The sequence below is a fragment of the Synergistaceae bacterium genome (genome assembly GCA_031267575.1).
Classification (GTDB): Bacteria; Synergistota; Synergistia; order Synergistales; family Aminobacteriaceae; genus JAIRYN01.
This window is the reverse complement of sequence record JAIRYN010000017.1, coordinates 41,152-63,287: the sequence shown is the minus strand read 5'-3', so window position 1 is coordinate 63,287 and position 22,136 is coordinate 41,152. Positions and strand designations below refer to the sequence as shown.

At 52.5% G+C, this 22,136-nt stretch carries 17 protein-coding genes; 9 read left to right on the top strand and 8 right to left on the bottom strand.

What is annotated here, in order from left to right:
* Window position 1 precedes the first annotated feature (1 nt).
* A complete protein-coding gene (gene hypF / locus LBJ36_02420) occupies window positions 2-2,494 on the bottom strand; it encodes a carbamoyltransferase HypF (protein ID MDR1377893.1) in 2,493 nt (830 codons plus the stop codon).
* 510 nt (window positions 2,495-3,004) lie between these two features.
* Here hypF and LBJ36_02415 point away from each other — a divergent pair.
* The gene (locus LBJ36_02415; GenBank protein ID MDR1377892.1) at window positions 3,005-3,547 is read left to right on the top strand and encodes a hypothetical protein; all 543 of its coding nucleotides are present in this window, start codon (window positions 3,005-3,007) and stop codon (window positions 3,545-3,547) included.
* A gap of 391 nt (window positions 3,548-3,938) precedes the next feature.
* Here the strand turns inward: LBJ36_02415 and LBJ36_02410 are convergent, their stop codons facing one another.
* The 7 genes from LBJ36_02410 to dnaA all read right to left on the bottom strand — a co-directional run bounded on the left by LBJ36_02410 (window position 3,939) and on the right by dnaA (window position 13,918).
* Window positions 3,939-5,162 (bottom strand): homoserine dehydrogenase, encoded by a 1,224-nt coding sequence (locus LBJ36_02410; GenBank protein ID MDR1377891.1) that lies wholly within the window; start codon window positions 5,160-5,162, stop codon window positions 3,939-3,941.
* A gap of 207 nt (window positions 5,163-5,369) precedes the next feature.
* Window positions 5,370-6,920 carry a hypothetical protein gene (locus tag LBJ36_02405; protein MDR1377890.1) on the bottom strand — a complete coding sequence of 517 codons (1,551 nt, stop codon included), beginning with the start codon at window positions 6,918-6,920 and terminating at the stop codon, window positions 5,370-5,372.
* A gap of 363 nt (window positions 6,921-7,283) precedes the next feature.
* Complete coding sequence (locus LBJ36_02400; protein MDR1377889.1) at window positions 7,284-7,778, bottom strand: DUF721 domain-containing protein; 495 nt, start codon at window positions 7,776-7,778, stop codon at window positions 7,284-7,286.
* A 57-nt stretch (window positions 7,779-7,835) separates the two neighbouring features.
* On the bottom strand, window positions 7,836-9,716 hold the full coding sequence (gene mnmG / locus LBJ36_02395; protein ID MDR1377888.1) for a tRNA uridine-5-carboxymethylaminomethyl(34) synthesis enzyme MnmG: 1,881 nt from the start codon (window positions 9,714-9,716) through the stop codon (window positions 7,836-7,838).
* A gap of 102 nt (window positions 9,717-9,818) precedes the next feature.
* Window positions 9,819-10,919, bottom strand: coding sequence for a DNA replication and repair protein RecF (gene recF / locus LBJ36_02390; protein ID MDR1377887.1), 1,101 nt, complete (start codon window positions 10,917-10,919; stop codon window positions 9,819-9,821).
* A gap of 27 nt (window positions 10,920-10,946) precedes the next feature.
* Window positions 10,947-12,239 (bottom strand): DNA polymerase III subunit beta, encoded by a 1,293-nt coding sequence (gene dnaN, locus LBJ36_02385; protein MDR1377886.1) that lies wholly within the window; start codon window positions 12,237-12,239, stop codon window positions 10,947-10,949.
* 341 nt (window positions 12,240-12,580) lie between these two features.
* Window positions 12,581-13,918 (bottom strand): chromosomal replication initiator protein DnaA, encoded by a 1,338-nt coding sequence (gene dnaA / locus LBJ36_02380; GenBank protein ID MDR1377885.1) that lies wholly within the window; start codon window positions 13,916-13,918, stop codon window positions 12,581-12,583.
* 287 nt (window positions 13,919-14,205) lie between these two features.
* On the opposite strand from dnaA, the gene LBJ36_02375 reads away from it, so the two are divergent.
* The 8 genes from LBJ36_02375 to obgE all read left to right on the top strand — a co-directional run bounded on the left by LBJ36_02375 (window position 14,206) and on the right by obgE (window position 22,104).
* Window positions 14,206-15,453 carry an aminotransferase class V-fold PLP-dependent enzyme gene (locus LBJ36_02375; GenBank protein MDR1377884.1) on the top strand — a complete coding sequence of 416 codons (1,248 nt, stop codon included), beginning with the start codon at window positions 14,206-14,208 and terminating at the stop codon, window positions 15,451-15,453.
* A complete protein-coding gene (locus LBJ36_02370; protein MDR1377883.1) occupies window positions 15,417-16,259 on the top strand; it encodes a hypothetical protein in 843 nt (280 codons plus the stop codon). The genes LBJ36_02375 and LBJ36_02370 overlap by 37 nt, the downstream gene beginning before the upstream one ends.
* A gap of 19 nt (window positions 16,260-16,278) precedes the next feature.
* A complete protein-coding gene (gene trkA, locus LBJ36_02365) occupies window positions 16,279-17,640 on the top strand; it encodes a Trk system potassium transporter TrkA (GenBank protein ID MDR1377882.1) in 1,362 nt (453 codons plus the stop codon).
* A 12-nt stretch (window positions 17,641-17,652) separates the two neighbouring features.
* Window positions 17,653-19,137, top strand: coding sequence for a TrkH family potassium uptake protein (locus LBJ36_02360; protein MDR1377881.1), 1,485 nt, complete (start codon window positions 17,653-17,655; stop codon window positions 19,135-19,137).
* Between the two features lie 541 nt (window positions 19,138-19,678).
* Complete coding sequence (rplU, locus tag LBJ36_02355) at window positions 19,679-19,990, top strand: 50S ribosomal protein L21 (GenBank protein MDR1377880.1); 312 nt, start codon at window positions 19,679-19,681, stop codon at window positions 19,988-19,990.
* Between the two features lie 22 nt (window positions 19,991-20,012).
* Window positions 20,013-20,345 carry a ribosomal-processing cysteine protease Prp gene (locus LBJ36_02350; protein ID MDR1377879.1) on the top strand — a complete coding sequence of 111 codons (333 nt, stop codon included), beginning with the start codon at window positions 20,013-20,015 and terminating at the stop codon, window positions 20,343-20,345.
* On the top strand, window positions 20,342-20,629 hold the full coding sequence (gene rpmA, locus LBJ36_02345; GenBank protein MDR1377878.1) for a 50S ribosomal protein L27: 288 nt from the start codon (window positions 20,342-20,344) through the stop codon (window positions 20,627-20,629). Before LBJ36_02350 ends, rpmA begins: the two co-directional genes overlap by 4 nt.
* Window positions 20,630-20,682: 53 nt before the next feature.
* Complete coding sequence (gene obgE / locus LBJ36_02340; protein ID MDR1377877.1) at window positions 20,683-22,104, top strand: GTPase ObgE; 1,422 nt, start codon at window positions 20,683-20,685, stop codon at window positions 22,102-22,104.
* The last annotated feature ends 32 nt before the right edge of the window (window positions 22,105-22,136 follow it).

Here is a 22,136-nt window from a genome sequence, read left to right as displayed (position 1 = left end):
CTTAAGACTTCTGAAACCGATAGGCCGCTATGAGTGCCTGTCCTACGGAAACCCCCTCGTCATTGGGAGAAATATTTTTGTGGATTAGCGGGACGAGTCCGCGACTCTGAAGTTCTTCGCAGGTTAAGCGGAGCAGTGTCCGGTTCTGCCAGACGCCGCCCGAGAGCGCTACTTGGTCGATTCCCGTTTTCTCTCGTAGGAGAACACAGGTCTTTGAAACGGCGCGCGCCAACTCTCGGTGAAAGGAGAAAGCCCAACTGTTTTCTCGTCCTTCTTTTTTCCGCGCCACGACCGACCGCACCGCGTCACGCCAATCCAACTGGATGAAGCCGCTTTGTAACCGTTCAAACCCCTCCCACTCGATTTTCGTCTGGATCTTCGTCTGGCAAGGGTTTCCATTGGGAATTTCAGAGGGATCAGCGCGGTGGTTTTTGGCCGAACGAGCTCCGCCTCCCTGAGCTTGAACAAGTACGCTACCTTCGTCCTCCAGGACGAACTCCAAGTTTTCTTCTTTCTTCTCGTCTTTCTTCTCGTCTTCCGCGGCGTTTTCCAGGGCCATCGCCGCTTGTCCGTCATAGGTCACCGCCGAGCAGAGGCCCAAAAGCGCGGAAAACCCGTCGAAAAGCCTGCCGCAGGATGTCGTAACGGGCGCGGCCCCAGGCGTTCCGACAAGGGCTAGAACGGGGTCGATCAACGTCTGAAATTCCGGCCAAAGTTTTTGGGTTACGACGATCTCCTTTGTTTTTTCCGCTCCCAAGGCGTCCCATAGAAGAGCCAGGGCATAACGCCAGGGCTCATGAATGGCCTTTTCTCCCCCCGGCAACCGAGAGGGACGGAGGGACCCCATGCGGGTGAAACCGTGGACGTCCCCCACCAGAAATTCTCCGCCCCAGAGCGTGCCGTCGTCGCCATAGCCTGTTCCGTCGAACAGAACCCCGATGACGGGCTCGAAATAGGCATTGTCGAGCAGCACCGAGGCCAGATGAGCATGGTGATGTTGAACAGGACAAAGGAGAACGGATCCGGAACCGCCTTGCGCCTCGACGAAATCCTTTGCCAGTTCTGTCGCCGCGTAGCCAGGGTGCTTGTCAAAGGCCAGGATTTCTGGCGCGATGTCGTAGAGCCTGGAGAAGTGTTCCAGGGAGTTTTTATAGTAGGTTGCCGTTTCCAACCGATCCAGGTCACCCAAATATTGGCCCGGAAAGAGAGTCCTTCCCCGTGTCAATGTATAGGTGGATTTCAACTGAGCGCCGGCCGCCAAGATGTTTGGCGCGTCCAGGGGCAGGGTTATCGGGTTAGGCACGTACCCCCGCGCCCGGCGCAGAAAGATCGCTCGCGGACCGATAGCGGTCTCCGGCAGGAGAACGGAGTCGTCAATGGCCGTGTGTATCTCCCGATTGTGACTCAAAACGACGTCCACGATATTGGAAAGCTCGGAAAACGCCTCCTGATCGGAGGAGACAATGGGCGCGTCGCTGATGTTCGCGCTGGTCATGACGAGAACTTCGAATTTTTCCATAATCAGGTGATGGAGGGGTGTGTAGGGCAATAGGATTCCCAGCCGTCTCTGACCAGGCGCCACGAGGGGTGAAATCTTATTTATATTGGCGCCGACGCTTTTCACGGGACAGAGCACGATGGGACGTTGGACCCCCGTAAGCAAACGCTCCGCCTCTGGAGAGACGTCCACCAGCCTGCGCGCCGCGTCTAGGTCCCGAAGCATCAGAGCGAAGGGTTTATCTGGTCGGCGTTTCCGAAGCCGCAGCTCCCGAAGGGGTGCGTCCTCAGGTAGACACGCGATGTGAAAACCGCCGATCCCTTTAAGGGCCACCAGCTTCCCTGCCGCGATCTCGACAATCAGGCCCTCAATGGCCGCGTCTTCCTTCAAAAGAACTCGTCCCGCGGGGTCGCATAGACGGACCTTTGGACCGCAAATGGGACAAGCGTTGGGTTGGGCGTGATAGCGCCGGTCGGTGGGGTCGTTATACTCCCTCTGGCACTCCGGGCACATGGGAAAGGCGGTCATAGTCGTTTGGGGACGATCATAAGGGAGCGCCCGGATGATGGTGTAGCGGGGCCCGCAGTTTGTACAGTTGATAAAAGGATAACGGTAACGCCTATTCTGGAGATCTCTCATCTCGGTCAGACAGTCCTCGCAGACGGCCAGGTCGGCCGGGATCAGAACACGCCCCTCGCTCTTCGACCGAGCGCTCTCTATGACAGAGAAATCCGTGAAAACGGGGCGCGACAAAGGCTTTTGCCGAATCCGAATGTCGGTAACCACCGCGGCGTCGGGATGCTCCTCCCACAGGGCGTGTACGTAATCGTCCACGGCGTCGCTTGTACCTTCCAGAACCACTTCCACTCCCTCCGACGTGTTGCGCACCGTTCCGCGAAGTTCCAATTCCCGCGCCACCCTGACACAAAAAGGACGAAACCCCACCCCCTGCACGATCCCCGTAACCAGAAGCTCCGCTCTCACTTGCACGGGCATAAGCGATCTCCTCCTCGCGATAAAGTATCTCGTCTTTCGTATAATATCATCATAATATCATCGAAACGCCGAGTAATGAAGGAGGGTAATGAAGGAGGGTAATGAAGGAAGGTAATGAAGGAAGCTGACGAAGGAAGGTAACGAAGGAAGGTAACGAAGGAAGGTAACGCGACATGTCCAGGGATCTTTTAAATTCTTTGGGATACCCCACACAATAACTTTGCTAGAAATAGAAGCGACTTATAAACACAGCGACTTACAAACATATGGTAGGCTTGTTCAAGCCTGACCATATTTCTGGAGCTTTTGGTGCCGAAATTGCAGATGACTCTCAAAATAGCACTCAAAATAGCAGACAAAAAAATAGCAAACAAAAAAGAACATCTCGAAGTGGCCGTTTGCCAAAACAGTGTTAAGCTATTGCTAAAGAAAAATTTTCACTATCGCAGTCTCAATCGTAGTCTCAGTCAATGCTTTCTCAAAGTGCGCGATGAAAGGAGAAAAATAGTTATGGAAAAGCAGGCAACTCGGAAACAAGAACACACGACGCATCTCTCGTCCGAGGCTGTTGTGGCAAAGACGGACCCTCGTATCGAGTTCAGGGGACAACTCGACAGTCTAAACGCCGCTATCGTAAGTCTTCAGATCCTGGGGCAAAAGGAAGGCCACCCTTCGTTGGCGGAAGAGTTGGAGGAGGTGGGGGCGAAAATCTACGATATTTTCACCTGCGATGTGACGGGAAAACCCTGCGAAGAATTGTCTCTCTGGGGATGGAACTCCAACGAAATCCACGAACGCTCCCACAACCCGGTGAAATACTTTGGGCTTGGGCATATTCGTTTTCATTACACGATGGGCATCTTGGCCGCAGGAATCAACGAGCTGAGAACCCGATCACGAGAAGCGGAACTCGCTGCCTGCAGAGCGTTCGAGACGGACAACGGCCTCGAACGCCCGGACATTGTCAAAGTGTTGAATCGCCTCAGTAGCGCCCTTTACATATTGATGTACCGTTACCTCCCCGATAACTACAACGAAACGAGGAGCTTCTGAAGCAAGGAACCAGAAGGTCATCGTATAGTATCATCGTATAGTATAGAGATAAGTATCTATTCGTAAATTAAATTTATATTAATTTATATCAGGTTCCTTCTTATTGACATCACGTTGACATCACGATAGTAGCTTCTTATGCTCCTTTCGTACCTTGAAAACTGAATATAAGAGGTTGTTTGGAGAAGTTCCAAACGTAAAATATTCAACGAAAACATCGATATTGAAATCGAAAACCAAGGTTATATCGATAATCAATTTTTTAAAAAGCGTTTATCCGTTTGGTAAACTTTGCGAGGTTCAGCTTTTCCTTAGATCATATGATCTTCGGAATACTATGCGAAATGTATCGACTAGCTATGAATAGATATTAGTACGCTTAAAGAATCGGCTAGTTGGAAATATTGGAAGAACGGGAAAAGACGCGCCAAATCGCGTTCATTTTCACCCCAGCCGTTTGCAGCGTTTCGCGGAGATCCGACTCTGTCCCAGACGGCGTGATGAATCCAAATTCTTCGCCCTCGTTCGCCGAAATTCCATCCGGAAAGATCTTCAGAAGTTTTTCGTGTTCCGACAAAGGCGCCCTCACGAAAAGCGACCCGGTATTTGCCTCGACGGGCAATAGTGGGCGATAATCCTCACGCCATATGGGATCGTTGTAGCGTCCGTTGGTCACAATATCGATGATATCTCCGACAATGGAGCTTGCCGAGGGATAGGCCCCGGCGCCGCGCCCGTAGAAAAACACGTCACCCGCCATGTCGGCAGAGAGAGACACGGCATTGAAAACGTCCTCTACCGACGCCAGCAAGTGACTGTGCGAAATCAGCAGCGGAGCAACCCGCGCGTAAACTTGATCGGAGGGCGTCAGCCTGCCCAGAGCGATGAGCTTTATGGAATAGCCAAGCCGTTCGGCCAACGCGATGTCGGAAGCTGTGACCGATGTGATGCCCTCCGTTGGAATATCTCCATAACGGATATAGCGGCCAAAGGCGATGGAGAGCATAATCGCGAGTTTTCGGCAGGCATCGAACCCAAGGACGTCCGCTGAGGGATCGGTTTCCGCGTACCCCAGCTCCTGAGCTTTCTTCAATGCCTCGGCAAAGGAACGTCCCTCGCGTTTCATTTGCGTCAGGATGTAATTGGTCGTTCCATTGACGATCCCAATCACTTCGTTGACGTAATTGGAACTGAGGCATTTATAAAGTGGACGCAACACGGGAATACCCGCGGCTACACTGGCCTCGAACATCAGAGCGACATTGCAGCGGTCAGCGAGTTCCGTGAGTTCCATGCCATAGGTCGCGATCAGATTTTTGTTGGATGTGACATAATGTTTCCCCGCCAGAAGAGATCGCCTACAATAACGGTAGGCGCTTTCCAGATCATTGACGCACTCCACGACAACGGACACACCGTAATCGCCGAAGATGTCGTTCTCATTTTGCGTGATCAATTTTTGTCTCGGGTCATCAACACGCGGGCGAGCCGTCAGGATATGCTTCAACTGTATAGAATCTCCCGCGCGTTTCGCGATAATATCCGCGTTTTGCGATAGAAGCTCCGCCACTCCATGTCCAACAACTCCATATCCAATGAGGGCTACATTTTTCACCCATTTCACTCTCCATCCACATATTTTTATAACATCATATTTTTATAACATCATTGAAATTGAAGGATACAGCATTATTGATAAAAATCAAATATTTCAATTGGGGAAAATATCTTGCAATGGTCAGAATATGTATATAGTTACTGATAAATACTAACCTATTGGTTTACGCTGCAAAATTCAGACGGATCGCCGCCCAGTGTTCAATTACCGCTTTGAACGACCTAGTTCGCGAATCAGAGCGAGGCGAAAGACCTCTGGAAACTCATCCACGCTGCAACAGGAAAGTCCATAGCGCGCCGATATATTGACGTCCGGTTTTGGAGTATTCACGAGAACCAAAAGGGAGCTGTTCCGAGTGAGCCCCAGCAGTTTGGAGACGCGGGCGTACTTGGCGATGTAATCCATGTACTCCCCCGTCTTTGCCTCGATCCAAAAGACCTTGTCGGCGACCATCAGCAGAAAATCAAACTCGAAATTTTCATTTCCTGGCAGGATGATCTTGGGATTTTTCATGAAAGCATAGGGCGTCTCCAAGGTAGAGGGGTGCGTAGTTAGGATTGCCACCACTCTGTCGCGGATATGATGCTCCAACCAGCCGCCGGACAAGAAGTTAATCGCTGGCGAAGTGCGCTTGAGCCGAGCGACGATTTTGTAATGAGGCGACCGTCGGTAGGTGAAATGCGCCAAAAAGCCGACTTCCTTCAACATTTTGCAGAAGGTCAGGGTATAGGTAACGTCGCGCCCCTGAAAGCCCTGCAGGGAGAAATGGATTTCCTCAGCGGTGTGCAGCGTTCCTTTGAGGCGGGAATAAAAGAGCTGAACATAAGTCAAGTACCTGCCCAGAAAGGCGGCGATTTGGGACAAGCGCGGGTCCAAAGCCGACTCGTCTGGCAGGGAAAGCAGCCGGATGCCGCGTACCATCAAATATTTTTGCAGCATTTTCAGCTTTTCGAGGCTGAAATTTTTGGGCGCGTCCGAGGGGAGAGTATTCAAAATCTGGGTCGGGTCCGTTTCTTGAGGAACTTCTTCAGGTTGTCCGCCGGTTATGGGATTTGGGACCAAAAGTTCCACATGCCGCCCTCTTTGAGAGCTGGACACAGTGCGAATCAGCCCTGCCTGTTCCAGATGGTCCAGCTGGGTGAGCATCGCGGGCTTACCAATCTTGATGGCACTCGCGAGGCGATTGACACGGATCAATCCCTCCTCTTTTCCGCTAAAGATGTCCATTAGAATAAAAAGCATCCCCAGAGGCGCGAAACCCTTTAGCGATCCCATCGCTTCTATAGAGGTAAACTCAGTAGGGTCGTAAATCCCATCCGCAAAAAGCTCTTTGGAGGCGTGCGCGTTCTCCGATTGTGGAGTGTCGAAAACCTGACGACTCTCGGACTCTTCAGCAGGAGCGTCAATCAAGTCGAGAGTATCCGAAGGTTCTTCTACATGTTCCGTGCTGGGTGCTGACGCTTCGTTAGAGAGAGGCCCTTTCTCGAAAATCTCCTCCAGGACGGAAATACCTAAGGGTTTTCCTGAAAGTTCATCTAAAGGCCCTTCTTTTAATTTTTCCGATCTAACAAGTTTTTCCCCCGCAAGCGCGATAGATTCTTCTTCTCCTTTTTCTTCTTCAGATTTTGGTCCGCTTTCTCCAAAATGTTCTTCATCCAATTTCTTTTCATCCAATTTCTTTTTATCCATTTTCTTTTTATCCAGTACCAATAAAAAATTTTCCAGAACAGGGGTTTCTTTAATAAAATCCTCCAAGGCAAAACCCTCCGTAATGGATTCCTCGGATTCCTTGGAAGCGATGAATTCCTTCCCTAAAAGCCCTTCTGAGAAGCTCCCCCCAAAAAAATCTCTCTCAATTGGTATTGTTTTCGCTACCGGGTTTAGATTTTTTTTCGGCTTTCCGAGTTTCTGCTTTTGAGACGAAGGATTTTCCTTAAAATATAGTTCTGTTTTCTTAACCGGTTCTAAATCAGATTCCATATCAGATTCCATATCGAAATAATCAAATAAAGCGTCATTTATCGTTATGATATTCCTATCACTATCGGTTATGTTTTTAAAACCACTTCGATGGGTATTCTTTTTAAATCCGTTTTTTTTCCCCATACCAATCTTTCCTTATTGACGCCCTTTACTGAAGCGTTTCGTAAAAAAGGCCTGAAGACGCGCCAAAGATAGAGCGACATCTTCGGGAAGATCAGGAAATCTTTGTAGATAATCTCGCTCAAGCTCCGCCACCTCATCCTCGCTAACTTCGACAAGAAAGGGGCGCGAGGAGCGGCTCCCAAGCGTCCTCAAGTTTTTTAAAGGAAGCCGCCCGACGGTGACCTTTATCTTTTTCACTTTTAAACCCCATTTTTCCGCCAGGACACGGGTTACATTGCCTCCCATCATGGATAAACGGCTGGCTATCAAAGGCGTTTCCGTCGCCACAAGAAGCTCTTCTCCAATGATATCCAACGGAACGGAGTGATTGCCCAGAACCTCTCCAACGACACTGCACCATTCCATAACAACTTTCCTCAACGTCTCCCGAAGGGGATACTGAGGCGGCATCACTTGGCTCAACACATCCGCTACTAACCGTGTTTTCCCGTTACGTTCCTCGCGCATCGCTATTTCCTCCCATCGCCCTTATTTCGCCCTCATTTCGCCCTCATTTTACCCACGTTACCCGCGGTGCCTGGTTTTAATCGAGACAGCCAACAGTTGCACGTCCGAGGGCGTCACACCCGAAATGCGCAACGCCTGGCCCAAGGAGCGCGGGCGAAAGCGCGACAGCTTTTGGCGGCTCTCCGCCAACATTCCCTTGATTTCATCATAGTCAAACCCATCAGGAATTAAAACCTTGTCCATGTCTTTCATACGAGAGGCCATACGCTCCTGCTTTTCGATGTAGCCGGCATAACGCAGTTCAGTATCCACGTGGAAGGCTTCCTCTTCTTCGAGAAGAATCTCAGGCGGGGATAGGGATTCGATCAGACTGTAGCTGACGTTGCCTCTGCGGAGTAAAGCGGCGAGGGTTGTGTGTTCAACCAGAGGTTCGATTTCGGCCTTCTCCAATTCCCGGTTTATTTCCTTTGTAGGAGCCAGGCGCATGGATTTCAGACGCTCAATCTCACTGTCCGCTCTCTCCCAGCGGCGTACCAGCTCTTCCCATTGGACATCGTCGATAAGCCCCACGCGTCGCCCGATAGGGGACAAACGACGATCTGCGTTATCCCATCGCAACAAAAGCCGATGCTCACAACGACTGGTCAACATACGGTAAGGCTCGTTTGTGCTCTTTGTGGTCAGGTCATCCACCAAAACCCCTAAATAACCATCACTTCGACTCAAAACCACCGGTTCTTCTTCCTTGATTCCAAGGGCGGCGTTGATCCCGGCCAATAGCCCTTGACCTGCGGCTTCCTCATAGCCCGAAGTTCCATTAACCTGGCCGGCGCAAAAAAAACCCTTTATTGTTTTATTCTCTAGCGTAGGTGAAAGTTGATCAGGATTAAGATACACATATTCAATAGCATAACCAGGCTTGAGAATTTTGACGTTCCGACACCCAGGAAGGGATCGAATCATGGCTTCCTGCACATCATAGGGCAAACCTGTGGAGAAGTTTTGGATGTAGACCTCTTTCGTGCCGCCCGGGCCTCCAAGAGGCTCGAAGACGATGGGGTGAACATCTCGGTCAGGAAACTTCAAAAACTTGTCCTCCACAGAGGGGCAGTAACGCGGTCCAAGAGTCTCTATTTCTCCCGTGACCAAGGGTGACCGGTGAATATTGGCCGCGACGATGGCGTGGGTCTCAGGCGTGGTGTGGGAAAAATAGCAAGCGAAATCGGCAGTGTCGTAAAGGCGCTTCTCTCCCCAAAGGTCAAAAGCTAAGGGTATTTCCTCTGATCGCTGTCGCCGCGTCTGGGAAAGGTCGATAGTATCGAAGTTCAAGCGAGGAGTAGTGTCCGTCCTCATGCGGTCTGTCCGTATTCCCAGGCTCGGCAAGGACTCGAAAAAGGCGTTGGCCGGCGTCTGCCCCATAGGTCCCGAGGGAAACGACACGTCTCCAACATGAACGTGGCCACAGGCGTAGGTTCCCGAACAGAGAATCACCGCCTTGGCCTCATAAGTGGATCCGTGGCGAGTTCTCACCCCTGCCACTCGAAAATCGGTCAGTAGCAGTTCCGTCGCCTCGTCCTGGTGAATATCCAAGTTCTCTTGAGTTTGCAGGAGTCTTAAGTAATAGGCGGCGTAAGCCTTAAGGTCACATTGAGCCCTCAAAGCGCGGACCGCCACACCCTTCGACGTGTTCAGCCATCGGACCATCAACGTGGAAGCGTCGGTAGCTCGGGCTTGTTCGCCCCCCAGAGCGCTGATTTCCCGTACTAGGTGACCTTTGGCGGGCCCACCGATGGCCGGGTTGCACGGCATCAACGCCGTATTATCCAGGTTGAGGTTTAGCAAAAGGGTGTGGCAACCCATCCGGGAGGCCGCTAAGGCCGCCTCGCATCCCGCGTGTCCGCCGCCAATGACGACGATATCGTAACGATCATGAAACATGATTCACCTCGAAATATGAATTTTCATTCTATTGCAAAACCATAGAACTCCTTCCCCTAATCTAAAAATCCGTAGGGATTTGTTCTTAGGTCCTTAGCCTCGTTAAGGTTCTAAAATAACACCCTCCTGGACACGCCATAGAGCGCTGCCGGGTACTTGAAAATGATCCTCTACCCCCGTGGCGAAAACCTGCCAGCCAGTGCCGGCGAAGGCGCAACCCATCAGCGCTCGCCCCTCCGCGTCCAGTTCCGCGGCCACATCGTCTAAAAGTAGAATCGGCTTCAGTCTTAGCCGCGACTCCACCAGGCGGCCGGCTGCCAAGATAAGACCCACCACCACCCTGCGTTTCTGTCCTCGGCTCAAAACCAAAGCAGCGGGACGTTCAAGGCAGAAGAAATTCAAGTCATCCCGGTGAGGCCCCACTAGCACCATCCCCGCATGCTGCTCACGTTCTGAGTTCGCCTCCAGAGCCGCTGCCATGTCCGCCACGGCGCTCTCCAATCCTGACCCATTGCCCTCCGTCGTGCCTCGAAGCTCCAGAGCCATCTCCACCTGGAAGGGAAGAAGTCCGGCAATTTCGGAAGTAGTCCCATTTTTCAGGGCTTCCGATAAAAGTCTCACGGCACCTCGGCGAGTTTCTCGTATCCACCCTCCCAAACGGCTCATGGGAAAAACCGTAGCACGAAAAACGTCGGTTTTTACCCGGTTCTGCCTTAAAAGGGTGGTTCTGTGCCTCACCAATTGCTTGTACTCCGACAAACGGCGAGCATAAAGCGGGGAACAAAGTGCGCAGAGTTTGTCCAGAAATAACCGGCGAACTGAGGGAGAGCCGTCTAAAAGGTCGATATCCCGCGGTAAAAAAGAAAGAGAGGGAAGAAGCGAGCGCAGCTCCGAGTAGGTGGCTCGTTCCTTTGCCACTCTGAGGCTCATACGGGTTCCCATCTGGGCTTCCACTTCCAGTTCCCGCTCGCCCGCCGTGCAGCCCATGAGAAAAGCCCGCTCCTCTCCCCACGTTACCAGGGAGGAGGTTCGGTTGCCCGCCACAGCAAAAACGCCCCATCCAGCAAGCACGTTGAAGGACTCCAAGAGGTTGGTCTTGCCGGACCCGTTCGGCCCCAAAAGAACATTGAGCCCCGAACGCCACTGCTGGCGGCGGGGCTTTAAATTTCTGAAACTCTTCCAGGCTGTCTCCAGAAATTCCACAGGTCAATTTCCAGCTTTCTAAAATTCCTATTTTTCCTCTTCCGCCCTCGATATCTCCTCTAACGCCTTTAGGCTCTCCAAAACTCTGCTTTCCTCCATAACGGCAGCTACGGCGGACGCGCTACCGGCGGGAACGTCGCTCAAGAGCCTTACTGGTTCCTCAACCCCAAGGCTTTCTTCTTCCTCCTCGGGGTCGATCATGTCCTGTTCGGTGATCCGCACCGGCATCAACATGTAGAGAAAATCGTCAGATCCATCCCGGCATAGAGTCATTTGCCCCGCCTCGCCGTTCAGGTTCATCAGAACCTTCTCGCTGCCGACGGCCTTCAAGCCGTCCTGTAAAAAGCCCACATTGAACCCTGCCTTCAACGGATCTCCGTTGATATCGGCATCCAAAACCTCCACCACAGTTCCGAACTCCGGCGCCTTGCCCGTCAATTTCAACTGTCCCCTTGGGGAAAAATGCATCACCACTACTCGGGTGTGGGACCGAACAATGATATCAATGCGCTCCAGAGCCGAAATAAGCTCGTCCCGCTTCACAGTCATGATATTGGTCCGGTTCGGGTTTAAAATCCTCTCGTAACTGGGAAAAGTGGACTCTACCCTCCGGATAGAAAACTCGATTTGCCCTATCTGGAACCAGGCCAAAGACCCATCGTACAAAATACGGACGGGAGTCTCTGGAGTAACGCTGGTCAGAAGACGTTGAAGCTCACGGAGGGGCAGGATAGGAAGCAGCAACTCCGCGTTGTTTTCCCCTTCGCAGAGGTGCTTAGACAAAGACAACCGGCGGCTATCTGTGGAGATCACATGAAGGGCCCCACCCTTGAGTTGGATCTGACACGCCCCCAGGTATTTCGGAAAATCGTCTGTGGGGGAACTGGCGATGGAGCCCTCCGCCAGAATTCGCGAAAAATCCCCGGCGAGAACGTCGCACATGATCTCCGCGCCATCGCTCTGGGCCAGCTTTGGAAATTCGTCAATGGGCCAGGTGGAGAATCGGGTTTTGTTTCGGCCCGCAACGAGAAGACCCTTTTCATCCTTGACCTCCACGGTAAACCTGTCCTCCGAGACCTTCTTGAAAAGCTCTCCCAAAAGTTTTACCGGCAATATGGCTGCCCCGTCCCGGGAAATATAGACTCCCTCGGCCGCGCAGCAGATTGATGTCTTCAAGTCCGTCGCTGAGAGCGACACCTTATTATCCTCCGCCGTCAGTAGAACCCCCCCTAGGGAGCTGATCGTGCTCTTTGAACTGCTGCATCTCTCGGCCATCTGCCAAGTCTTGAGGAATTCTGATCGAACGATATCGATTTTCATCTCTCTGCTCCCTTCAATCTCATAGTCCGTCGTCCTTCATTTTGTCCTTCATTTTGTTTTCCACTTCTTTTATTACTTCTAAGTTATTATTTAAAAGAGTAGTAATAGTAATAGGGAAGAAAAACTCTGTGGATAAGTACCCAAAACCCCTCGTACAAAAGGTTTTTTCTATGTGGATAAGGTGTGAATTCCTTGTGGATAGTCTGTGGATAGTTTGTGGATAGTCTGGATAACTTTCACACCCCTCGACAGCCATTGTGGAAAACCATTCTTTTTAGCCCTAGTTATCCACTTTGAATTCACAATTTATCCACGATTATTCTCGGTTATCCACACCTTTTTCACAACTTATGCATAATGTTATCCACAATTTTTTGGATTTCCCCGTCGCTTTTGAGCATCGCGCTGATTTTTTTATGGGCATGGATGACCGTGGTGTGGTCCTTCCGTTTAAAAGCCTCTCCGATGCGCTGAAGACTGGATTCTGTCATTTCCCGGCACAGATACATTCCCACCTGGCGGGCCAAGGCGATCTCGGCCGTGCGCTTGGCACTGGTGAGGTCCTCCAGGCTCATCTCGAAGCTCTCTGCCACCAGGCTTTGTATGCTGCTAATGCTGGCGGGGCCCTTGAAGTCCGTTATCAAGATGTCTTTCAACCAGACGGAGGTGGTCTCGATGCTCGCTGTTTCGCCCGTAAGTTCTGAGTAGGCTATAACACGGTTCAAAGCGCCCTCCAGTTCCCGGATGTTACTGGGGATTCGCAGAGCCAGGAAATTGACTACCTCTTCGGGCATATTGTAGTTACGAAGCTGGGCCTTTTTTTGCAAAATGGCGATGCGGGTCTCGATGTCCGGTGGCTGGATGTCGGTTACCAAACCCCAGGCGAAACGACTCACTAGGCGGTCCTCGATGTTCCGTAGTTCTGCGGGAGGGCGGTCGGAACAAATGACGACCTGCTTATTGGCGATGCGGAGGCTGTCGAAGGTGTGGAAAAATTCCTCTTGACTCGAATGCTTGTCCCCTAAGAACTGAATATCGTCAATGAGAAGAAGATCCACGTTGCGATACTTGTTCTTGAACTCGTGGCCTTGTTTAGGGCTTTGGATGGACTGGATGAACTCGTTGATGAACTTCTCCGAGCTGACGTATACGGCGTTCATGTTGCTTTTTTTTTCGAGGACATAGTGACAAATGGCGTGCATCAAGTGCGTCTTACCAAGACCGACGCCGCCCCAGATGAAAAGGGGGTTGTAGGCCTCGCCAGGGGTTTCCGCCACGGCCAGGCTGGCCGCTAGGGCCAAGCGATTCGATTTTCCCACCACGAAAGAGGAGAACTTGTAGTTGGGGTTCAGATTCAAGGTATTTTTGGGGCTTTGTTTAGCCGCTCTTTCGGCGCGCTCCATCCATTCCGTTTTTTTTTCTTCGCCAGACTCCTCTCTGGCCAGGAGGCGTATACTGGATACCTCTCCCGTGCTCTTTGCGGCCTTATTCAGCTCGTTCAGAAAACGGCTGGCCAGTTGTTCCTTGACAAAGATATTCGCCACGTCCACAACGAGTTCGTCATTATCGATCTTCACGGGCGTACAAGTCGTAAACCATAAATCCGCGCTTCCTTCCGGAAGTTGGGGAACGGCCTTGTCGATGATATCTTGCCACAATCCTTGCAAATTTTTTTGCAATGTCGTTCACTCCTGTATTGCAGTTCAGTATTGCAGTTCAAAAGAAAGATATCCGCATCAGTTATCCACAATCAGAAAGCCGCCGTTGGCTCTTTTCGTTATGATTATACACTTATCCACATCCAAAGAACGTTTTTATTGTGGATAAGTGGATTTTTTTACGAGTTTCTACTAAAATAACTGGTCAAAACCTTTGAAAAGAATGCGGGGTAATACCCCAGTTCGGGTGATATTATACACAGAGATTGACGTGGGAGTGGAAAATCATGGAAATCATAGCTGGGAGCATGGATGTGTATTTAAACAACGCCGCGACGACGTGGCCTAAACCTCCTGGCGTAGCGGTTGCGATGGCGGATTTTCTGACGCGGTCGGGGGCGAATTTAGGCCGTGGAAGTTCCTCACGGAGGGATCTGGCCACTCTGAATATGGTCCTGGATTGCCGAATCGCAATTTCTAAGCTCCTGGGGGGTTACGACGACGGGAATCCCCAGTATGTGACATTTTGCTCCGGCGTCACAGAGGCTTTAAACGTGACGTTGAAGGGTTTTCTGCGCCCCCTGTTGGCCGACGAAGCAAGAAGGAAAAGGGGAAGAATCCCCAGGGTCCTCTCCACCTCCATGGAACACAACGCCGTCGTTCGCCCCCTGAGGGCTTTAGAAAGGGAAGGGGTATCGGTGGTCTTTCTAGAGTGCGGGCTGGAGGGAGCCTTGGACTCGGAGCTTTTGGAAAAGACCTTGAAGGGAGAAAATGGAGACTTTGACCTCATGGTTTTGAGTCACGCCAGCAACGTCTGTGGAACGGTGCAACCCCTAGAGAAAATCGCGAGGCTGTGCCGAGGGGCTAAATTACCTTTGGTGGTGGATACAGCCCAGACGGCAGGGCTTCTTCCCCTATCGGCCACGGAGCTGGGCGTCGGGGCCCTTTGCTTCACAGGACACAAGGGATTGATGGGTCCTCAAGGCATAGGGGGCATCGTCTGGAACCCCGAATTTGCCTCTCGGGTGGCTCCACTTGTGGAGGGGGGAACGGGAAGTTATTCTCATGTGGAGACCCAGCCCTTGGATATGCCGGACAAGTTCGAGGCCGGAACCCCGAATCTTCCGGGTATAGCGGGACTCTGCGCCGCGCTGGAGTGGCTGGATAAGCAAGGAATTCACGCGATAGCGGAGCGGGAAAACGAACTGGGAGGGCGTTTTTTGAAGGAATTAAGGGAAACAGAAGGAGCTTTGCTCTATGGCCGACCAACGATGGAGGGTCGTTTGCCGGTGTTTTCCGTGAATTTTTTAGATCCCTTTGGAGGTTTTCTGGACAACGGACTTTTGGCAGACCGGCTTTTGGGACTGGAGGGGAACGGAACGGAATTTTACAAGAGTTTTGAAACCCGTCCGGGTCTTCATTGCTCGCCTCTTGCCCATAGGACCCTGGGAACTTTTCCTCATGGCAGTCTGAGGATTTCGCCAGGATATGGGAATAAACCGGAGGAGATAGACGCTCTTTGGGAGGCCATGAGGAGTTGTATAGGCAAAAACTGACCGTCATGCCGTCCGAGACGGCGTGCACAAACGAGATCAAAATACGCGCTCTGTTCAACAGGCTTCAAGACACGGCTGGGCTTGCTGTGGAGGCTCTGGAAGGTTCCCCCGGCGAGTTGATGCGACGAGGTTACGCCTGGGTGCTTTTAAAGTACGACCTGGAAGTGATGAAGCGCCTGCCGGGTATGGACGAGTCTGTTGTGATCGAAACGCGGCACACGCCGGGCGACGGTTTTCACACGTTGCGCGTCTTTCGTGTTTTCAATGAGGCCAATAATAAGGCTAATAATGAGGCCAATGAGGTGGAGACTTTGGTACTGGCCAAGACCTCTTGGGTGTTGATTGATTTGGCCGTGGGGCGGCCGGTGCGAGCGGGGCAGCACTTGCCGGAAATTTTTTCTGACGTGGCGGACGCCCTGCCCATCGACCCGAATTTTGTCGTAATTCCGAAGATATCGGGCTCAAAGCTGAAGAACGAGCCAATTCTGCGCGAGACTTCTTTTCCGGTGCGGTTTCACGATCTGGACGCTAACGGACACGTGAACAACGCCGTATACTTCGAGTGGGTCTACGAGGCCACACCTCTGGATCTTTTGAGCTGGAGCCTTCGAGAAATCCATGGGGAGTTTCGAGCCAGCGTCAAGTTCGGTGAAACGGTTTGGGTGAGGGTAAAAGAGCTCAAAGAGGAGAAGGGGCTGGGTTGCCGTTCTTTCGTGTACGACATGGTGGAGGCGGAAGACCAGCGGGAGCGTTCTATGGCCCGCTTTTACGCTGTTTGGGCGCCTTTAGATTTTGATTCGCTATAAAGAGAATGGGTGAGTCTGCGTGAAAATTGTAATCGTCGGTGCGGGCGAGGTGGGATTCAGCGTTGCTGCCACTCTTGCCGGAGAAGGACATGACGTGAATATGGTGGAACAAAACCAAGAACGGGCCGCGAAAGCGGAAAGCGAGCTAAACGTGCGGGTGGTGCACGGCAACGGCGCGAGGCCCCAGGTGCTCTACGAGGCAGGGGTTCGGGAGGGTTGTGACGTGGACTTTCTGGTAGCTTGCACCGACCGCGACGAGGCCAATATTCTCTCTTGTTGGATCGCCAAGCACGCGGGAGTCAAGCGGGTGATCGCCCGGGCCCGAGGGCTTGAGTTTACCGACTCATCGGCCTGGGCCAATGACCTGAGCATCGACATGATGATCTCCCCTGAACGGTCCGTGGCCAGGGAGATTTTGGAGTTGTTGTCCGTCAACACCGCCGTCCACACGGCAGAACTGCTAGGGGGGCAGGCGGCCATTTACGCCTTTCACGTCGCGGCCGAGTCTCCTCTCGTGGGGCTTTCCCTGAAAGAAATGCGCATGAAAAACTCCGATCTCATCGCTATTGTCGTCTACGTGGAACGACCTGACGAGGAGCATCTCGTCCCCAACGGCGACACGGTGCTGAAGGAGAACGACCTTTGTTACGTGGTGTCTGATCGTGAACAGGTTTGGAGGTTGGAAAAGCTGTTTCAGCTTCACTCCTCTCGTTCTTTGAAGCGTGTTTTCGTTGTAGGGGGAGGAAAACTGGGTTTTCAGGTGGCTCAAAGACTGGAGACGAACTACCGAGGCGTAGAGATTCGTCTCATCGACCATGACAGCGGGCATTGCGACAAATTAGCGTCAGAGTTAAGGAGAACGTTGGTCTTGAACGCCGACGGCGCGGACGAGGTGTTATTGACGGAGGAGGGGATTAACGGCGCGGATGGCTACGTTTGTGCCACAGAATCCGACGAGACCAACCTGATCTACGGCGCCCTGGCGAAGTCATTGGGGGTTCACAAGAGCATCGCGGTGATCCGGAGGCGGCTCTATCTCAATATGCCTGAAATCATGCCCATCGACGCGGTGGTGGATCCTAACGAGGCCCTGGCGGCGGTGATTCTGCGCTATATCCGCTATCCTGGAAGTTCCAAGGCTTTGTCAATCCTTGAGAAGATCGACGCGGAGATGTTGGAGGTTGTGCTGTCGGAAAAGCACAAACTTGCGGGTATTTCTTTGGCTCAGATGGGGGTTCCCAAGGGTGTGTTGGTGGCCCTGGTAGGAAGGGGCAAGAACGTCTTCGTTCCCGACGGCGGTACGCAGCTCAAAGGTGGCGACCACGTGATCCTTTTCGCTTCGACTGCTCAAATGGGCGTCGCAGCGGAATTTTTTGGATAGAGGAGAGTTTCTTTGAGATTTAAACTTGTGGCGCGGGTTCTTTCGCTGATTTCTTTGATTGTCTCGTTATCGATGATTTTTCCCATGATTTGGGCCGTAATCGACCATACCGAGGATTTTCAAGCCTTCGCCCTGTCGTTGGTTTGTGGAATAGCGTTCAGTTTCGCGCTTTTTCACGCGGGCGCCAGGGAAGCGGATTACGAGGAACTTGGAGTTCGGGAGGCCCTTGCCGTGGTGGGGTTGTCCTGGGTGATCGCCACAGCGGTAGGAGCTTTGCCCTACGTGCTCACCGACGTTCTCCCCACCTACACGGACGCTTTTTTTGAAACGATGTCCGGCTTTACGACGACGGGTGCCACGGTCATGATCGACATTGAGAGCGCGCCCCGGGGGCTTCTGTTTTGGCGCGGCATGACCCAATGGTTGGGAGGTATGGGGATCATCGTTTTGAGCCTCGCCATTTTGCCTTTTCTGGGTGTGGGGGGAGTGGAACTCTACAAGCTCGAAGCTCCCGGCCCCATGCCGGAAAAGCTGACACCGCGTATGCAGCAGACGGCCTTGTTTCTGTGGGGAATCTACGTTCTGTTAACGGCGGTGGAAACGGTATTTTTGATGTTTGGAGGTATGAGTTTCTTCGACGCCCTCAGTCACTCCTTCACCACCATTGCCACAGGTGGATTTTCGCCTCGCGGCGCCTCCATCGCCTATTATCGGTCTCCTTACATCGAGTGGGTTGTTACGTTTTTCATGTTTTTGGGAGGGGTCAATTTTTCGCTGCACTTTCTTTTTTTGACGGGGTTTTTACGGGTAAGCCATCATAACTGGCGTAAAATAGGGTGGGATGATGAGTTTCGCTTTTACCTAGCTTTTGTTTTGGGTTCGATTGTTCTGATCGTCATAGCTCTTGTTTTTTTGGGGAGCTATTCGGGTCTGGGACACGCGACGCGGGCCGCGGCGTTTCAAGTCGTGAGCCTGGTGACAACCACCGGTTTCGCGTCGGAGGATTACGCTTTATGGCCTTATTTTGCCCAGTTTTTGATCTTGCTCCTCATGTTTGTCGGGGGGTGCGCGGGCTCCACAAGCGGAGGATTGAAGATGGTTCGGCTTTTGGCGTTGGTGCGGACCGTTCGCGGGGAGATTTGGAATCTCCTGCACCCGCGCGCTATTTTGCGCACGAAGTTGAATGGCAAGGTGATTTCTCAGGTTTCGCTCAACTCTATGACCGCTTTTTTTATGCTTTACGTGTGGGTTTTGTTTGCGGCCTGTCTGGTCGTGACCGCCTTGGGAGGCGAGCGGTTGGATGTCTTGACGACGCTTTCCGGGGTATTGGCCTCTCTGAGCAACGTAGGACCGAGCCTGGGCTCCCTGGGGCCGACCGAAAATTACGCGTGGCTTCCGGACAGCGTCAAGTGGATTTTTAGCTTTTGTATGCTTGCCGGACGGTTGGAACTTTACGCGGTGATTCTGCTGTTCTTCCCCTCCACCTGGCGGCGTTGAGCGATGATTCTGCCACCTGGCGGCGTTGAGTCGAGCGACGACGCGGAAAACTATTTCGATCATCTGGCGTATGCGCCAATTTCGCGAGATATCCGCGAGATATCTCGGAATAAAATAATATCTTGGAATAATATCTTGATCTTGGAATAATGGGAAACTCGCGCTACTGGCGCGAGAAATCTCTTTGATGGATGGACAGGGGATAGACAGGTACGATTGAATATCGTCTTTTCCAGACATTTTTCTCTTTTTAAGATTCCTTTTCAGGCTTGAGCATTTCAATTGAGGGATGGAAACTGGACTTAAGCAAATGGGAGGATAAATGGGAGGATTGAAATGCTCAAGCCTGAAAAAATATAGCGTACAATTACATCCTGTCCGAAATGTGCGGTTGACGGAAGGGGCTTCTGCGCTTAAAATTTATGAGCCGTAAAGTGATGGCAGAGATATGTGCATCGTGTATCGCATGGGTGAGGCATAATATCCTCAGAGTCAGGGTTAATCAGAGGGAGCCTCGGACCAGCGGAGGGAGGAAAAGAAAGTGTATGCCGTTGTAGAAACAGGCGGTAAACAATATCGTGTGCAGGTAGGCGATGTCTTTCGCGTGGAGCGCGTGGAGGGCGAAGTTGGGCAAGAGATAGTTCTTGACAAGGTCCACATGGTGGGGGAGGAAAACTCCACAAAGTTCGGAACGCCTCTAGTGGAGGGAGCCAGTGTGAAGGCAGAGATTCTTTCCCAAGCCCGCGCCGACAAGGTGTTGGTGTTCAAGTTTAAGAGCAAAAAGAACGAACGGCGTCTACGCGGACATCGCCAGTATTTCACCGAAATCCGTGTCAAGGGCATCGACGTCTAGAACCTTTTCGGTGCCGATTAGAGTGACGCACGTTACTTTGTTTTGGGAGAACCAGGGGCTCGTGGGTTTGGAATCCCGAGGTCACTCCGGGCAAAAGCCCAAAGGGGAGGACGTGGTCTGCGCGGCGGTTTCGACCCTGGTTCAGGCGCTTCTCGTGGGGCTCCGGGACGTGGCGAAGGCGTCGGGAGATGTGGTCTGCGAGATGAACGACTCCATACCTCTTATTCGTGTAGAGTGGGCGAAGAGCCGAGCGCGGGAACTGGATCTTTTGACGAGGACTATTGCGTTGTCCCTGAAGGAAATAGCGTCTGGCTATGCCGGACATGTGAGTGTTTCGGAGGTGCATAGATCGTGAATTTCAAGTTCGATATACAGTTTTTTGCCCACAAAAAAGGGCAGGGTAGCTCTACCAACGGCCGCGATAGCAACCCCAAGTACCGGGGCATTAAAACCTACGCGGGGACTCTCGTCAAGGCGGGCAATATTTTGGTCCGGCAGTGCGGGACGAAAGTTCACCCGGGCAAAAACGTGGGATTGGGGCGCGATTTTACGCTTTTTGCTTTGACGCCCGGTAAGGTGGCTTTCGCGACGCGAGGCGACCGTAAGTTTGTCTCTATCGAACCGGCTGAACTGGTGTAGTTTTCTCTTTTTTCGCTTTTCTTTTCCCGCTTTTTTCTGCCGAGGAGTTATAGATGGCGACGGAGGGCTCCGGAAAGTGGGGGCCTTCTTTTTTGTACTTTGGGGTTCTTTCTGAAGTTTTCAACCATTTGGTGGTGATGCGTTTGAGGTTTGTGGATCTGGCGAGAATCGCGATAAAAGCGGGTAGAGGCGGCAACGGAAGCCTGAGCTTCCGCCGTGAAAAATATCTCCCCAAGGGGGGGCCCGACGGCGCGGACGGGGGCAAGGGCGGAGATGTGGTCTTGGAGGCCGTTGGGGGAGTCGTTACCCTCGCCGATTTCGAGTACAACAAAAGGTTTCAGGCCGGTCACGCCGGTCACGGTAAGGGTGCCATGCAGATGGGCCACAACGGGGAGGATCTGATCATTCAATTGCCCCAGGGCACTCTGGTGCGCGACGCGGAGACAGAGGAGCTGATGGCGGACCTGCTGGAGCCGGGACAACGTTTTGTGGCTGCTAAAGGAGGGCGCGGAGGCCGGGGTAACGCGCATTTCACGTCCTCCGTTCGCCGCGCGCCGCGCTTTGCGGAAAAGGGCGACGCCGGAGAGGAAAAGACACTACTTCTAGAGCTGAAACTCATCGCTGACGTGGGGCTCGTGGGCTTCCCCAATGCGGGAAAATCCAGCATCCTGTCGGCCATCAGCGGAGCAAAGCCCAAGATCGCGGGCTACCCCTTCACAACCCTTTCCCCAAACCTAGGGGTCTTGGCGGTGGACGACCAACAGATTATCATTGCCGATGTTCCAGGTCTTATCGAAGGGGCTCACGATAACAAAGGACTGGGGCATCATTTTTTGAGGCACGTGGAGCGCACGCGCCTTCTGGTTCACGTGATTGATCTCTCGGAGAGGGATCCCCTGAAAGATCGGGAGGTGGTGCTCCGGGAGTTCGAGGCCTACGGCGGGAGCCTGCTGACGCGACCCTGCTTGGTGGTGGGAAACAAGAGTGATCTTCCTGGTACGGAGGACAACGGTCAGGCCTTGGAACGTGAAATGGAGCGGCTGGGTCAGAGGTGTCTTTTGACCAGCGCGAAAAACGGAGAGGGCATTCCAGAGCTGATCAGGGAAATCGTGGAAATGGTCCGGCTCCACCAGCGTCCCTCCTATGATCTTCCATCAGGTGATCTTCCATCAGAGGCGCTAGCGAGAGGGGAGGTGGTGACTTCACTCCGCTTGCGAGGTACGGTTCCCCTGCCGGTTCAGGTGATTCGCCTAACAGAGGGAAACGGGAGAAGTTTCCGGGTCGAGCACGCTAACTTGGCAAAGACTATAAGCCGCATTGACTTCGACCAGGAGGACGCTTTAATGAAATTCGCCCGGGTTCTGAAGCGTCTGAAAGTTGAAGAAGCCCTGGAAAAGGCGGGGGCGATGGAGGGAGATAAAGTTTATATTGGAGATGTCGAGTTCGACTTTCTGCCTGATAGAATAGTGACATGATGGGGACGGGTTAGGGGCTGGCGATCTAAAAA

Excerpts from the sequence above, each read along its gene's own strand:
- hypF (MDR1377893.1), bottom strand. The coding sequence starts at position 2,494 with ATGCCCGTGCAAGTGAGAGCGGAGCTTCTGGTTACGGGGATCGTGCAG.
- LBJ36_02415 (MDR1377892.1), top strand. The coding sequence starts at position 3,005 with ATGGAAAAGCAGGCAACTCGGAAACAAGAACACACGACGCATCTCTCG.
- LBJ36_02400 (MDR1377889.1), bottom strand. The coding sequence starts at position 7,778 with ATGCGCGAGGAACGTAACGGGAAAACACGGTTAGTAGCGGATGTGTTG.
- mnmG (MDR1377888.1), bottom strand. The coding sequence starts at position 9,716 with ATGTTTCATGATCGTTACGATATCGTCGTCATTGGCGGCGGACACGCG.
- dnaN (MDR1377886.1), bottom strand. The coding sequence starts at position 12,239 with ATGAAAATCGATATCGTTCGATCAGAATTCCTCAAGACTTGGCAGATG.
- LBJ36_02375 (MDR1377884.1), top strand. The coding sequence starts at position 14,206 with ATGGATGTGTATTTAAACAACGCCGCGACGACGTGGCCTAAACCTCCT.
- obgE (MDR1377877.1), top strand. The coding sequence starts at position 20,683 with ATGGCGACGGAGGGCTCCGGAAAGTGGGGGCCTTCTTTTTTGTACTTT.